This window comes from Flexivirga aerilata (genome assembly GCF_013002715.1).
Taxonomy (GTDB): domain Bacteria; phylum Actinomycetota; class Actinomycetes; order Actinomycetales; family Dermatophilaceae; genus Flexivirga; species Flexivirga aerilata.
The window spans coordinates 1,188,441-1,201,879 of the sequence record NZ_JABENB010000001.1 but is presented as its reverse complement, the minus strand read 5'-3'; the positions used below and the strand labels follow the sequence as shown (position 1 = coordinate 1,201,879).

The following is a 13,439-nucleotide window of genomic DNA, read 5'->3' as shown; positions in this document are numbered from 1 at the left end:
GATGGCCCTCGCGATTGATCGGTCGACCGACCGCAGGCTCATCTTCTCCCAGGGCACAGCGGCCGCGATTTGGGGCCTGCCCAGGATCGGCGAGCGCACCGAACTGGTGGAGTACGCGACGCCGCCGGGGTTGCGTGGCCGGTCACCGCAAGCCCGCCGTCGACGCAACACGCAACCGCCGGTGACAACCGACCTGGGAGGCCTCCAGGTCACCACGGTCGAGCAAACGATCATCGACCACGCACGGTATGCCGGCCTCGAGTCCGCCGTGGCGATGTGCGATGCCGCACTGCACCTGCAACTCACCCAGCGTTCCCAGCTGATGGCGTTCGCGAAAGCGCTCCCGGCCGGCTCGCGCGGTTGTCGTATGGCGGAGCTCGCCACCTTCCTCGCCGACGGCGCCAGTGAGTCGCCGCTCGAGTCCCTCAGCAGAATCCGGATGTTCCAGCTCGACCTGCCGATGCCGCAGTTGCAGGTGGAGTTCACCGATGCGCTGGGATTGATCGGACGCACCGACTTCTATTGGGACGAGCTCGGCATCGTGGGGGAAGCGGACGGCGCTGGCAAGTACGCCGTGCCCGAAGGTCACACCGGCGAGGCCGCTGCGCGGGTACTTCGCGCCGAGAAGTCTCGCGAGGACAGGCTGCGTCGGCACCCGAAGGTGCAGGCGGTGATCCGGTGGGGTTGGGACGACGCACTTCCGGTCCAGCGCTTCCACGACCTGATGTCGGCTGCCGGCATACGGCCCGGCGCATCCGACGGATGGCCCATCCCCGACGGGCCGCTCCCGCGAAAATCGAAGCACGTCACGGTGATCGAGCGGCACAGGACATGAACGAGGGGTACAGCAAAATAGGTGATTTTGCTGTACCCCTCGATGCGGAAGTGGGCCTGTCGGGGAAGGGTCAGGTGGTGGCCGCGCCGGCGGTGGCCGCGGCCTCCGCCGGGGACTCGAGCTTGAGGCCCTCCCCGTCGGGGTTCTTCTCGACGGTGACGATCTGGCCGTCCCGCACCTCACCGGCGAGCAGCGCGCGGGCCAGCCGGTCGCCGATCTCCTTCTGCACCAGCCGGCGCAGCGGTCGGGCGCCGTATGCCGGGTCGTACCCCTCGTCGGCCAGCCACTGCTTGGCCGGCGCGGTCACGTTGAGCGTGATGCGGCGGTCGGCGAGGCGCATCGCGATCGCGTCGACCTGCAGGTCGACGATGCGGGTGAGCTCGTCCTTGCTCAGCGGGTCGAAGATGATGACCTCGTCGAGCCGGTTGAGGAACTCCGGCTTGAACGACTTGCGCACCACGCCCATCACCGCCTCCTGCTTCTCCTTGACGTCCATGGTCGGGTCGACCAGGAACTGCGAGCCCAGGTTGGAGGTCATGATGAGGATGACGTTGCGGAAGTCGACCGTGCGGCCCTGGCCGTCGGTGAGCCGGCCGTCGTCAAGCACCTGCAGCAGGATGTCGAACGTCTCCGGGTGCGCCTTCTCCACCTCGTCGAGCAGCACCACGCAGTAGGGCCGGCGACGGACGGCCTCGGTCAGCTGGCCGCCCTCTTCGTAGCCGACGTAACCGGGAGGCGAACCGATCAGGCGGGCGACCGCGTGCCGCTCGGAATACTCGGACATGTCGATGCGTACGACGGCTCGCGGGTCGTCGAAGAGGAAGTCGGCCACAGCCTTGGCCAACTCCGTCTTGCCGACACCGGTCGGACCGAGGAAGAGGAACGAGCCCGCCGGACGGTCGGGGTCGGCGACACCGGCGCGGGTGCGGCGCACCGCGTCCGCGACGGACTGCACGGCCTGCTTCTGACCGATGACGTGGTCACCGATCCAGTCCTCCATGCGCAGCAGCTTCTCGGTCTCGCCCTCGAGCAGGCGGCCGGCCGGGATGCCGGTCCACGACGAGATCACGTCGGCGATGTCGTCCGGGCCGACCTCCTCCTTGACCATCGGGGCGTCGCCGCCCGCGGTCGACGACGTCGACTCGGCGGCCTGCGCCTCGTCGAGTTGCTTCTCCAGCGCGGGCAGGTCCCCGAAGCGGATCTTCGAGGCGCCACCCAGGTCGCCGTCGCGCTCCAATTTGTCCGCCTGGGTGCGGAGTTCGTCGATCTTGCTCTTGATGTCACCGACCTTGTTGAGGCCCGCCTTCTCCTGCTCCCACCGGGCGGTGAGCGCGGACAGCTCCTCCTGCTTGTTGGCCAGGTCGGAGCGCAGCTTGGCGAGACGATCCTTGGAGGCGTCGTCGGTCTCGTTCTGCAGATGCAGCTCTTCCATCTTCAGCCGGTCGACCCCGCGACGCAGCTCATCGATCTCGACGGGCGAGGAGTCGATCTCCATGCGCAGCCGGGACGCCGCCTCGTCGATCAGGTCGATCGCCTTGTCCGGCAGCTGCCGCGAGGTGATGTAGCGGTCCGAAAGCGCAGCAGCCGCAACGAGAGCCGCGTCCGAGACGGCGACCTTGTGGTGCGCCTCGTAGCGCTCCTTGAGGCCGCGCAGGATCGCGATGGTGTCCTCGACGGAGGGCTCCCCGACATACACCTGCTGGAAGCGGCGCTCGAGTGCCGGGTCCTTCTCGATGTACTCACGGTATTCGTCGAGCGTGGTGGCACCGACCAGCCGCAGCTCACCGCGGGCCAGCATCGGCTTGAGCATGTTGCCGGCGTCCATGCCGGAGTCGCCGCTCGCGCCGGCGCCGACGACCGTGTGCAGCTCGTCGATGAAGGTGATGATCTGACCCTCGGAAGCCTTGATCTCCTCGAGCACGGCCTTCAACCGCTCCTCGAACTCACCGCGATACTTCGCACCGGCGACCATGGCGCCGAGGTCGAGGGAGACCAATCGCTTGTCCCGCAAGGATTCCGGGACGTCACCGGCGACGATGCGCTGCGCGAGGCCTTCGACGACGGCGGTCTTGCCGACGCCGGGCTCGCCGATCAGCACCGGGTTGTTCTTGGTGCGGCGGGACAGCACCTGCACCACGCGACGGATCTCGGAGTCACGCCCGATGACCGGGTCGAGCTTGCCCTCACGCGCGACCGCGGTGAGGTCGGTGCCGTACTTCTCCAGGGCGTCGAACGCGCCCTCGGGCTCGGCGCTGTTGACCTTGCCGCCGCCGCGCGTCTGCGGGATCGCGGCCGCGATCGCCTCGGGGTCGAGGCCGAACTCTCCGGTGCGCGCGAGCGCGAGCAGCAGGTGGTCGGTCGAGACGAAGGTGTCGCCCATCGACGCCATCGCCTGGCGTGCCTGCTCCAGCACGTTGGCGAGCGCACGGGACATGCTGGGCTGGGCGACGGACTGGCCCTGCACGCTCGGCAGGGCACGGATCGCCTTCTCCGCCGTGGCGCGGACCGCCTGCGGCGTGGTGCCCACGGCCTCCAGCAGCGGGCCCGTCGTGGTGTCGGTCTGGTCGACGAGCGCGAGCAACAGGTGCGCCGGCTCGACTTGCGGGTTGCCGTTCTTGGTCGCCTGTTGCACGGCGCCGGAAAGGGCCTCCTGGGCCTTGGTGGTCAGCTGCAGATCCACGTCTGATCGGTCTCCTTCTCGCCTCGAACGTCCTGCTCACGCAATCTTGACTGTCGTATGCCGACCGCGGGGTCTTTGCGACTTCCCGGCTCTCGCCACCATTCCGCCTTCCCGGACAGCCCGCAAGAGAACTGGCAAAACACGTCTCACCAGTGCCAACGACCGTAAAGTTGAGTCTATTCCACTCAACTTTATCGGACATCGCCCGATCGGGTGATTGCATCGCTCGCCGGACCGGGGCAGGTTGGAAGGTATGAGCCAGGACACCAGCATCTCGACCTCGCGCACCATCGACGCACCGGCGGCACAGATCTTCGACGTGCTCACCAACCCCGACAACCATGTGCGACTCGACGGCTCCGGCTTCGTGCGCAGCGCCGACCGCCCGCAGCGCATCCAGGCGACCGGCGACGTCTTCACGATGAACATGGAGGGCGACCACATGGGCGGCGAGTACCGGACCGACAACCACGTCACCGGCTATGCCAAGGACAAACTGCTCGCCTGGCAGACGGCGCCGGCCGGCACCCAGCCGCCCGGCTGGGAGTGGGTGTGGGAGCTCGAGCCCCAGGGCCCGGACCAGACCCTGGTGACGCAGACCTACGACTGGAGCAAGGTGACCGACAAGGACCTGCTCAGCAAGAATCTCTTCCCGCTGGTGAGCAAGGAGCAGATGGACGACACGCTCGGCAAGCTCGCCGAGCTCGTCTCGTCCTGAGGCGCGACGCGAAAAGGCGAAAGAGCGAAAAGGCCCGGAACACTGTGCATTCCGGGCCTTTTCGCCTTTTCGCCTTTTCGCTGCTGCTTCTTCGCCGAGGCATGCTCGGCCCGGGGTCACCGACCGCCGGCCAGGGTCAGGCGACTGCCGCGGGTATGCCGCGCCGCGCGGCGCGCCTGCTCAGCGGAGGCGTCGTGATCGCGCAGATGGCACGGGCACCATCCACCGCGGGTGACCGGTCCACGACCGCCGCGGGGCGGCTGGATGCTGCCGTGGAGCTCGGGACCGTTCGGCCCCTGCACCCAGTGGGCCTGGTCATGGGTCCAGGGCGCCCGGAGTATGGCGAGCCGCTCCTGCGCCTCCTCCTGCTGGAGCCAGGCGTCACGCACGGCGGAGAGAATCCGCCGCAATGCCGAAACACGTTGTGCCGGTTGCGAACCGGTGCGATCCAGGCCACGAAGGTCCTGGCGCACCCGGGCCGCGTCGCGGTCGATCGGGTCGGGACTGGTGAAGGTGTGTGCGCTGGTCATGTGTTCCATCGTGGCCGCCGCGACCCGAAAGCACCAGCGAATGTTTCTTCACAACCGTGAAGCAACACTGTAGATTTGCCCCATGATGGACGTACATCGTTTGCGGGTCTTCCGGTCGGTGGTCGCCAGCGGGTCGGTGCAGGCCGCCGCGACACACCTCGGCTACACGCCGTCCGCGGTGAGCCAGCACATCAACCAGTTGCAGCGCGAGACCGGGCTGACCCTCTTCGAGAAGGCGGGCCGCGGCATCTCACCGACGCCGGTGGGCCGCCTGCTGGCCGACCGGAGCGATGACGCGATCGGCGCACTGGCCCGGCTCGACGACGTCGTCACCGACCTGCGCGACGGGCGCACCGGCAACCTGTCGATCGCCTGCTTCGCGTCGGCCGGCGAGGAGTGGGTGCCGAAGCTGGTCTCCAAACTGCAGCGGGAGTTTCGCGACGTGCTCATCACCGTCGACCTCAACGAGCTCACCGAGGACGTCAAGCCGATGTGCGACCTCGACATCCGCACCGAGGTGATCGGCGAAAACCAAGTGTCCCCAGCTGGTTACACCCGCCACGCACTCATCACCGAGCCGTATGTCGTGGTGATGCACGCGCGCAACCCGCTCGCTCAGAAGGACGCCATCAGCCTCGCCGACCTCGCCGACGAGCCGTGGATCGACGAGAGCATCGAGGGACAGACCTGTGGGCGCATCCTGCGCCAGGCCCTCGACCAGGTCGGCATCCGCCCACGCCTGGTCGCGCGCTGCCAGGACCACCACACGACGTTCGCACTGGCAGCGGCCGGCATCGGCGTCACGCTGGTGCCCGCCCTCACCCTCGGATCCCTCCCGCGCACGGCGAAGGCAGTGCCACTGCGCGACCCCGAGGTGCGGCGAGGCATCGCGGTCAATGTCCGCGACGCGGCGAGCAACAACCCGGTGACCTGCCGCGCCCTGGAGTTGCTGCGCGAGATCGCCGCGGGCTGAGGCGGATTCAGACCCTACAGATTCAGGCCTTGCACATTCAGACTGTGCAGATTCAGACTCTCCGCACCCACTCGACCAGACGCTCGACGACCTCGAAACCCAGCGCGACGTTGATGTCGACCATGTGCTGGTTGTCCTCCGCGTTCATCGTCACGACGTAGGGCCGCCCCGGCCTGGCCCGTTGCAGGAGCTGCAGGTTGGCGACCTTCGTCGCCATACCGAGACGATGGCCGCGATGCTCGCGGTGCACGAACGTGCCCTCCTGACGCACCGGCCCTGCTAGGTCGTCGTCGAGAACGAGGTCTGACTGCGCTGCGACGACCCCGGACCGGCGATGAATCGCGAGTGCGGACAGGCGCGTTCGGCCCTGCTGCTCCTCCCGTGCGTGGGCGCGGCGCAACCGGTCGGGTGTGATGTCTTCCGCCTCGAAGTCGAAATCGCCGGACGGCGCATCGACGGCGAGCAGGCTCATCAACTCGGCCAGCCCGGGCAGCAGCGCGTCCGGCACGCGCCCGACGAACGTGCGCACCTCATAATCCGGCTCGTATGACGGGGCATCCGCCCCGGCGAGCCGCTCGAGCGTGGTCCGCGCCATCGGCAGCGGCAGGTGCCGCACTGCTTCCACCCACCCGGTCTCGAACCCATGCGCGTGCGCAAACCGGCTGTAGGGATGGGATGCGAAATCGCCTGGGGGTACGAATGATTCGACCCAGACCTCCCGCCGCCGGAGTTGCCGCACACGGTCCACGAGATGCCCCACCAATGCGGTGCCCGCACCGCGCCGACGCGCCTGCGGGTGGACGGTCACGTCGGCATACACCTTGTCGAGGTTGTCGGTCAGCGGGACCCACAGCAGGCTCGTGCCCGTCAGCCGGTCGCCGTCGAAGACTCCGTAGAGCTCCTGCCGCTCCTCCTGATCGGGCTGACGCCGCTCGATGAGCCAGGACCCGAACGCCGGCGGGCGGAACCACGGACGGTCCACGGAACCGACCTCGACCCCGAGGTCGAACGCCGATCGCATCTCGCCGTCGTCAGCGACGTCCAGAAGCCGAATCACCTGCTCACAGTAGGCAATCCCCGACCCGGGCGGCGAACGGATTTTCGGTCAGTCGCCGGTGGACCGGTCGTCGTCGAGCCACCCGTCGTGCTCCTCGGCCAGCGCGGCGAACCGCTCGGACAAGGCGCGTGCCACCGCGCCCGCGGGGTCGTCGACGGTGTCCTGCACGACATGGACCACCCAGTCGACGTCCTCCGCATCATCCTCGCCGGCGAGGGCCTCGGACAGGACACGCACGGACGTGAAGTCGTCGTCCGCGATCTCCTCGGCGACCTCTTCGGCAGCATCACGATCGGGGAACACCATCAAGTACTCGATCACGAGTCCTACTCTGCCAGCAGCGCGGTGCCGGGCGGTGCACGTCACCGAGCCGTTGCGTGCACGTCGCCGGACGGCCACGGGAGGTTCGTGCTGCCGTGACTGCGCCGTCATACTGTCAGCCCTGCAATGGCTGGCCTGTTCGTCGCCGTCGGCGACTCGTATACCGAGGGTGTCGGGGACCCGAATGTCCTCTACCCCAACGGAGTTCGCGGATGGGCCGATCGGATGGCCCGCCAACTCGGACGCTATGACGACGAGTGGCGCTATGCCAACCTGGCGATCCGCAGCAAGGTGCTCGACGAAGTGGTCGACGAGCAACTCGACGCCGCGATAGCGATGCGGCCCACACACCTGTCGTTCTACGCCGGTGGCAACGACATCCTCGCGGTGCGGGTCAACATGGGCTCGGTGATGGAGCGCTACGAAGCCGCCGTGCGCCGGTTGCGAGCAAGCGGAGCGCAACTCATCGTCTTCACGGCGTTCGACCCCACGGCGACACCGCTGCTGGAGCCGGTCCGCCGACGACTCGTCTACTTCAACCAGACCGTCCGCGACCTGTCGAAGGACTACGGCGCGGTGCTCGTCGACCACGCGCAGTATGCCGAGTTCTACGACCGGCGCATGTGGAGCGCGGACCGGATCCACATGTCGAAGGCGGGTCACAAACGGCTCGCCGGGCACGTGCTGCAGGAGCTCGGCATCCCGCACACGCTCAAGATCCCCGAGCTCCCGCCGTTCCGGCCGCGCCCGTGGCGGCAGGCACTGCACGAGGAGTCGCTGTGGGTGCGCGACGAGGTCATCCCGCTCTTCCGGCGGCGGATCAGCGGGGTGCGCGAGGGCGACTCGCTGCTGCCGAAGTGGCCCGAGCCGGTGCATCCGGCCGACGGCATGAAGCGGCTCGCCCGCGAACGCGCCGGTGACGCAATGCAGGTGCACGCCGAGGCGCTCGTGCACCAGGGGCGAGCCTGATCCGGCGGCTGCCGCACTCCTTCCAGCCGTTCGTGGCATGCTCGGGCGTTCTGCGCCCGCGATCGGACATTGCGGATCCGGCAGGCACCAGCGCACCCAGCGCGCCATGATGAGTGGATACCCAATGACTACTGGAGGTGCTCGTGGCCGTCACCGATGAGGCGATCACCAAGATCAAGCAGATGATCGTCACCGGCGAGCTCCGTCCCGGTAGCAAGTTGCCGCGGGAGGCCGACCTCGCCGACCGCCTCGGTCTGTCGCGCAATTCGCTGCGCGAGGCGGTCAAGGCCCTGTCGCTGATCCACGTGCTCGACGTGCGGCAGGGTGACGGGACCTACGTCACCAGTCTCGAACCCACCCTGCTGATGGGTGCGATGGAGTTCGTCGTGGACTTCCACCAGGACGACACCGTGCTCAATTTCCTGGAGGTGCGCCGCATCCTCGAGCCGGCCGCCACCGCGAAGGCGGCCCTGGCGATGACCGACGAGGAGCTGACCGGTCTGGAGCAGCACCTCGACGCGCTGGCCGCGGACGCGTCGGTCGACGATCTCGTGCAGACAGACCTCGAGTTTCACCGGCGCATCGTGGCCGGCTCGGGCAACCCGGTGCTCGCGTCGCTGCTCGACAGCATCGCCGGGCCGACTCACCGCGCCCGCATCTGGCGCGGCCTGACCCAGCAGCGGGCGGTCGAGCGCACCAACCGGGAGCATCGGCAGATCCTGGACGCACTGCGCGCGCGCCAACCGGACGTCGCACACGCGGCTGCGACGCTGCACATCGCCGGTGTCGAGGAGTGGCTCCGGCAGGCCGCCGCCGCAACCGGCGACGGCAGCTGAGTCCGGGTCGGGTCGAGGGTGACAAGGTCCGGGTCCGACACGACGCATTTCCCGCATTCGTAGGTCAGTCAATAGGTTTCACGTCGTCACGGCGAGGCTGTACCAGCCGACCGCGTTGTCACCGAGCGCGTCCTGAGCGCCCGCAGCCGCAAGCAGCTCACTGACGATCGCCCAGGAGGTCGGGGTGGGGCCGGCGAGTTCGGCCACCGGCCAGTCCGAGCCCTGAATGAGCCGCTGCGGTCCGAAGGTCTGGACGAGCGCATCGACGACGGGCGCGAGATCGCCGCCGGTCCAGCGCTGCCAGTCGGCCTCGGTCACCAGACCGCTGACCTTGACCACGAGGTTGGGCAGCCTCGCGAGGTCGGCGATCCACCACGTCCACGCGGCCAGCTCACCCGATGCGATCGGTGGTTTCCCCGCATGGTCGAGCACGAAACGCGTGCCGGGGCAACGCTCCACGAGTCGACGGCCGGCCTCCCATTGCGGCTGCTGGACCAACAGGTCGTAGACCAGGCCGGCCTCGCCGACGGTGCGGACGCCACGGACCACGTCCTCCCGCTCCGCCCACCGAGGGTCGGACTCGTCCTGGATCTGGTGCCGGATGCCGACGAGGAGGTCACCGCCCGGCGACGCCCGCAATGCGGCGATCCGCTCGTCCAGGTCCGGCGCGGTGAGGTCGAGCCAGCCGACAACACCCGCGACGAGCCCTCCGGAAGCCCCTGCAAGAGCAAGGAATTCGCGCGTTTCGCTCTCGTCGGCGACAGTCTGCACCAGCACGGTGTGGTCGACACCCAGCTGGGCAGCCATCGCACGCAACTCGTCGAGTCCGAAGACCTGGCGGATCGGCGCGAGCTCGTCGCCGTCGAGGAACGGGTAGTGGCGTCGCCCGGGATCCCACAGATGGTGGTGCGCGTCGACTCGGGTCATGCGCCGCTCCCCAGCACGGTGTCCGGGAGCAAGCCCTCTCGCACCAGCGCCGCCCAGAGCTCGTCCGGCACCTCCGCAGAGACGTATGACGCATCGGCGCGCACCTCGTCCGGCGACCTCATGCCGAGGACGACACTCACGACCGCCGGGTGCTGCAGTGGTAAGTGCACCGCGGCTGCCGGCAGACTCACGCCGAAGTCGGCGCAGACGGCGGCGACCCGACGAGCCTTGTCCAGCAAGGGTTTCGGCGCAGGGAAATAGTCGTAGGTCGCATCGTCCGGCGGCCTGGGCTCGGCGAGTATGCCCGAGTTGAACACGCCGGCGGCGACGACCCCGACGCCGTGCTCGAGCGCGGCCGGCAGCAGGTCGCCGAGCGCCGCCTGCTCGAGGAGCGTGAAGCGGCCGGCGCACATGACCAGGTCGATGTCGGTGCGCTCCACGAACCGCGCGAGCATCGCCGACTGATTCATCCCGACGCCGATCGCGTCGACCAGCCCCTCGTCGCGCAATCGCACGAGCGCCGGGATCGACTCCGTCATCGCCTGCTCCTCGACGTCGTCCGGGTCGTGCAACAACACGATGCCCAGCCGATCGATGCCGAGGCGCTCGAGACTGCTCTCCAGGCTGCGCCTGATCCCGGTCGCCGAGTAGTCGCGCACCCGACGAAATCTCGCCTCGATCGCGAAGCCCTCGTCGTCGGGCAGGTAGGGCGGATCGACCGGCTCCAGCAACCGTCCGACTTTGGTCGAGACGACGACTCCCGGCTCCCGGGAGAGCCAGCGAGCTACTCGTCGCTCCGACAGCCCCAGGCCGTAATGCGGTGCGGTGTCGACGTATTCGATGCCGGCCTCGGCTGCGGCCGCGCAGGTCAGATCCGCCGCCTCGTCCGACACCGGGGTGTAGAGGTTGCCGAGGGTTGCCGCGCCGAGCCCCAGCCGGGTCAACTGCACCCCCGGGCGACGGGGCAACGGTGCGCGCCGCTGCGTCATACGTCCGGAAGCTCCCAGACCTGGACGATGCCGCGGTCGCCCCCGGAGTAGTCGTCCTCCACCTCCAGCAGCTCGCTCATGCGAGCCTGCCACGGCACGTTGGCCGGGTGATCGCGCAGGAAGTTGCGCATGTGGGCGTAGTCATCGCACTCGATGACGTGGAAGAGCTCCTGCCCGTCGCGCCAGATGCGCCAGGTGTGCACGCCGGCCTCGCGCAGGGCGTCGACCAGCTCCGTGGGGATCGCATCGTGCGCCGCCGCGTATTCAGCTTCCTTGCCGCGAGCGACCTTGGTGTGCAACGCAATCCGGTCCATGGCTCAGGCCTGGGCAGGACGCACCCGCAGGCCATGCATGCCGCCGTCCACGGCGAGCACGGTGCCGGTCGTCGACACGTGGGCCGGGTCTGCGAGGTAGGCGATGGCGCGGGCCACGTCGTCCGGCTGCACCAGACGGCCGGTCGGTTGACGCGCCTCTAAAGCGGCACGTTCGGCCCGCGGATCGTCGGCCGTGTCGAGCAGCCGGCCCACCCAGGGCGTGTCGACGGTCCCGGGGTTGACGCAATTGACCCGGATGCCGTCCCGCACGTAGTCGGCGGCCATCGCGAGGGTGAGTGCCTGCACCGCGCCCTTGCTCGCGCTGTAGAGCGCACGCTGCGGCAGCCCCGCCCACGCCGCGATCGAGCAGGTGTTGACCACCGCAGCCGCGTCCGACTGTTGCAGATGGGGCATCGCCGCGCGGGTGACCCGCACGATGCCGAGCACGTTGACGTCGAGCACCCGGTGCCATTCGTCGTCGTCGTTGTCGGTGACCGCGCCCTGGGCGCCGATGCCGGCGTTGTTGACCACGACGTCGATGCCGCCGAGCCGGTCGGCCGCCTCCTGCACGGCCGCTCGCACCGACGCGTCGTCGGCGACGTCGCAGTGCACCCCGATGGCGCCGTCCGGCGCGCCGGACGGGTCGAGGTCGAGCCCGGCGACCTGAGCGCCTCGTGACTGCAGCTCCCGCGCTGCCGCCTTCCCGATGCCGCTGGCGCCGCCGGTCACCAGCGCGCGAATCCTGGCGTAGTCCGTCATCGAGCATCCTCCTCGGCGATCGCCCGCCAGACGGGGCCGGCCGGGTATTCGTAGTCTCGCAGCACGTCGTCGCGCAGCTGCGAGGAAAAACCCGGGGCGGTCGGCGCGACGTAGTGACCGTCGCTGACCACGGCGGGGTCGACAAACTCCCCGTGCAGGTGATCGACATACTCGATCACCCGATCCTGCGTCGTCCCGGTGAGCGCGACGAAGTCGAACATCGACAGGTGCTGGACCATTTCGCACAGGCCCACACCGCCCGCGTGCGGGCAGACCGGCACCCCAAATTTCGCCGCCAGCAGCAGGATCGCGAGGTTCTCGTTGACACCTGCCACCCGGGCCGCGTCGAGCTGCAGCACGTCGATCGACCCCGCCTGCAGGAGCTGCTTGAAAATGACTCTGTTCTGGGCGTGTTCGCCGGTCGCGACCTTCACCGGACTGACGCCGCGGCGGATGCGCGCATGCCCCAGCACGTCGTCCGGGCTGGTGGGCTCCTCGATCCAGTAGGGGTCGGAGGGCGTGAGCGCGCGCACCCACTCGACTGCCTCATCGACGTCCCACCTCTGGTTGGCGTCGATCGCGATGCGGACATCCGCGCCCACCGCCGCGCGCGCGATCTTCATCCGCCGGATGTCGTCCTCGAGGCACGCGCCGACCTTGAGCTTGATCTGACCGAAGCCGTCGGCGACCGCTTCCTTGGCCAGGCGCTCCAGCTTGTCGTCGGAGTAGCCGAGCCACCCGGGCGTGGTCGTGTATGCCGGGTAGCCGCGTTCGAGCAGCTGCCTCTCCCGCTCGGCACGCCCGGGCTCGGCCGCACGCAGCAGCTGCAGCGCTTCCTCCGGGGTCAGCGCGTCGGACAGATAGCGGAAGTCGACGAGCGCGACCAGCTCCTCCGGCGTCATCCGCGAAAGGAGTTGCCAGAGCGGCATACCCGCCCGTTTGGCACGCAAGTCCCAGAGCGCGTTGAGCACCGCGGCGATCGCCATGTGCATGACGCCCTTCTCGGGACCGAGCCAGCGCAACTGGCTGTCCCCGATGAGCGCACGTGAGGTGGCGCCGAGGTCCTCCAGCAAGGCGTCGGCGTCGTGACCGACGAGCATCGGCCGCAGGGCGTCGATGGCGGCGACCGCGACCTCGTTGCCACGCCCGATGGTGAAGACGAAGCCGTGGCCCGACAGCCCGTCGGGCGCATCGGTCTCGACGATCACGTAGGCCGCGGAGTAGTCGGGGTCGGGATTCATCGCGTCGGAGCCGTCGAGCTCACGCGAGGTCGGGAAGCGAATATCGAGCGTTCGCAACGCCGTTACGGTGCTCGTCACGGTTTTGCTCCGCTGTGGTGGCCGGTCAGGAGCTGACGGGCGATCGAGGCAGGCACCGGGCGACTCCTCCAGGTGGGGTGGAAGAGGACGTGCGGGCTGCGCCCACATGCCCACGACGAAAGATCCGATCTCTCGAGGTCTGTGCAACGTAGCACCTCGTGATGCGGCTGTCCATGACATGAAGTGCGGAGCAACGGGACAGGACTTACATC

The 13,439-nt window shown here is 68.7% G+C and carries 14 protein-coding genes; 5 read left to right on the top strand and 9 right to left on the bottom strand.

The genetic code is table 11. From position 1 onward, the window contains the following. Position 1: 1 nt before the first annotated feature. On the top strand, positions 2 to 835 hold the full coding sequence (locus HJ588_RS05685; protein ID WP_171152898.1) for a hypothetical protein: 834 nt from the start codon (positions 2 to 4) through the stop codon (positions 833 to 835). 70 nt (positions 836 to 905) lie between these two features. On the opposite strand, the gene clpB is transcribed toward HJ588_RS05685, so the two are convergent. After that, on the bottom strand, positions 906 to 3,515 hold the full coding sequence (clpB, locus tag HJ588_RS05680) for an ATP-dependent chaperone ClpB (protein WP_171152895.1): 2,610 nt from the start codon (positions 3,513 to 3,515) through the stop codon (positions 906 to 908). 253 nt (positions 3,516 to 3,768) lie between these two features. Between clpB and HJ588_RS05675 the strand changes: the two genes are divergently transcribed. Then, positions 3,769 to 4,233, top strand: coding sequence for an SRPBCC family protein (locus tag HJ588_RS05675; protein ID WP_171152892.1), 465 nt, complete (start codon positions 3,769 to 3,771; stop codon positions 4,231 to 4,233). Positions 4,234 to 4,349: 116 nt separating this feature from the next. On the opposite strand, the gene HJ588_RS05670 is transcribed toward HJ588_RS05675, so the two are convergent. Next, entirely contained in the window at positions 4,350 to 4,763 is a 414-nt protein-coding gene (locus HJ588_RS05670; RefSeq protein WP_171152888.1) for a hypothetical protein, read from the bottom strand. An 82-nt stretch (positions 4,764 to 4,845) separates the two neighbouring features. On the opposite strand from HJ588_RS05670, the gene HJ588_RS05665 reads away from it, so the two are divergent. Further along, the gene (locus HJ588_RS05665) at positions 4,846 to 5,736 is read left to right on the top strand and encodes a LysR family transcriptional regulator (protein ID WP_171152886.1); all 891 of its coding nucleotides are present in this window, start codon (positions 4,846 to 4,848) and stop codon (positions 5,734 to 5,736) included. Positions 5,737 to 5,788: 52 nt separating this feature from the next. Here the strand turns inward: HJ588_RS05665 and HJ588_RS05660 are convergent, their stop codons facing one another. Both HJ588_RS05660 and HJ588_RS05655 read right to left on the bottom strand, forming a co-directional pair. Continuing rightward, positions 5,789 to 6,793 (bottom strand): GNAT family N-acetyltransferase, encoded by a 1,005-nt coding sequence (locus HJ588_RS05660; protein ID WP_171152884.1) that lies wholly within the window; start codon positions 6,791 to 6,793, stop codon positions 5,789 to 5,791. Positions 6,794 to 6,841: 48 nt separating this feature from the next. Next, entirely contained in the window at positions 6,842 to 7,114 is a 273-nt protein-coding gene (locus tag HJ588_RS05655; protein WP_343036610.1) for a ribonuclease E inhibitor RraB, read from the bottom strand. A 126-nt stretch (positions 7,115 to 7,240) separates the two neighbouring features. On the opposite strand from HJ588_RS05655, the gene HJ588_RS05650 reads away from it, so the two are divergent. Both HJ588_RS05650 and HJ588_RS05645 read left to right on the top strand, forming a co-directional pair. Next, entirely contained in the window at positions 7,241 to 8,083 is an 843-nt protein-coding gene (locus tag HJ588_RS05650; protein WP_171152882.1) for an SGNH/GDSL hydrolase family protein, read from the top strand. 143 nt (positions 8,084 to 8,226) lie between these two features. Beyond that, positions 8,227 to 8,919, top strand: a complete 693-nt coding sequence (locus HJ588_RS05645) for an FCD domain-containing protein (protein ID WP_171152879.1) — start codon at positions 8,227 to 8,229, stop codon at positions 8,917 to 8,919. Positions 8,920 to 8,997: 78 nt separating this feature from the next. Here the strand turns inward: HJ588_RS05645 and HJ588_RS05640 are convergent, their stop codons facing one another. From HJ588_RS05640 to HJ588_RS05620, 5 genes are read right to left on the bottom strand one after another with little or no spacing between them, the layout of a single operon-like run. Then, a complete protein-coding gene (locus HJ588_RS05640; RefSeq protein WP_171152877.1) occupies positions 8,998 to 9,846 on the bottom strand; it encodes an amidohydrolase family protein in 849 nt (282 codons plus the stop codon). Continuing rightward, a complete protein-coding gene (locus HJ588_RS05635; protein WP_171152875.1) occupies positions 9,843 to 10,835 on the bottom strand; it encodes an aldo/keto reductase in 993 nt (330 codons plus the stop codon). Before HJ588_RS05635 ends, HJ588_RS05640 begins: the two co-directional genes overlap by 4 nt. Beyond that, a complete protein-coding gene (locus HJ588_RS05630) occupies positions 10,832 to 11,149 on the bottom strand; it encodes an L-rhamnose mutarotase (RefSeq protein ID WP_171152873.1) in 318 nt (105 codons plus the stop codon). The genes HJ588_RS05635 and HJ588_RS05630 overlap by 4 nt, the downstream gene beginning before the upstream one ends. A 3-nt stretch (positions 11,150 to 11,152) precedes the next feature. Then, complete coding sequence (locus HJ588_RS05625; RefSeq protein WP_171152870.1) at positions 11,153 to 11,908, bottom strand: SDR family NAD(P)-dependent oxidoreductase; 756 nt, start codon at positions 11,906 to 11,908, stop codon at positions 11,153 to 11,155. Continuing rightward, positions 11,905 to 13,227 (bottom strand): enolase C-terminal domain-like protein, encoded by a 1,323-nt coding sequence (locus HJ588_RS05620; protein WP_343036609.1) that lies wholly within the window; start codon positions 13,225 to 13,227, stop codon positions 11,905 to 11,907. Before HJ588_RS05620 ends, HJ588_RS05625 begins: the two co-directional genes overlap by 4 nt. Between the last annotated feature and the right edge of the window lie 212 nt (positions 13,228 to 13,439).

Bases quoted from the DNA above. Each gene is read 5' to 3' on its own strand.
- HJ588_RS05650 (WP_171152882.1), top strand. From the start codon at position 7,241: ATGGCTGGCCTGTTCGTCGCCGTCGGCGACTCGTATACCGAGGGTGTC.
- HJ588_RS05675 (WP_171152892.1), top strand. From the start codon at position 3,769: ATGAGCCAGGACACCAGCATCTCGACCTCGCGCACCATCGACGCACCG.
- HJ588_RS05685 (WP_171152898.1), top strand. From the start codon at position 2: ATGGCCCTCGCGATTGATCGGTCGACCGACCGCAGGCTCATCTTCTCC.
- HJ588_RS05670 (WP_171152888.1), bottom strand. From the start codon at position 4,763: ATGACCAGCGCACACACCTTCACCAGTCCCGACCCGATCGACCGCGAC.
- HJ588_RS05665 (WP_171152886.1), top strand. From the start codon at position 4,846: ATGATGGACGTACATCGTTTGCGGGTCTTCCGGTCGGTGGTCGCCAGC.
- HJ588_RS05640 (WP_171152877.1), bottom strand. From the start codon at position 9,846: ATGACCCGAGTCGACGCGCACCACCATCTGTGGGATCCCGGGCGACGC.
- HJ588_RS05625 (WP_171152870.1), bottom strand. From the start codon at position 11,908: ATGACGGACTACGCCAGGATTCGCGCGCTGGTGACCGGCGGCGCCAGC.
- HJ588_RS05630 (WP_171152873.1), bottom strand. From the start codon at position 11,149: ATGGACCGGATTGCGTTGCACACCAAGGTCGCTCGCGGCAAGGAAGCT.
- HJ588_RS05635 (WP_171152875.1), bottom strand. From the start codon at position 10,835: ATGACGCAGCGGCGCGCACCGTTGCCCCGTCGCCCGGGGGTGCAGTTG.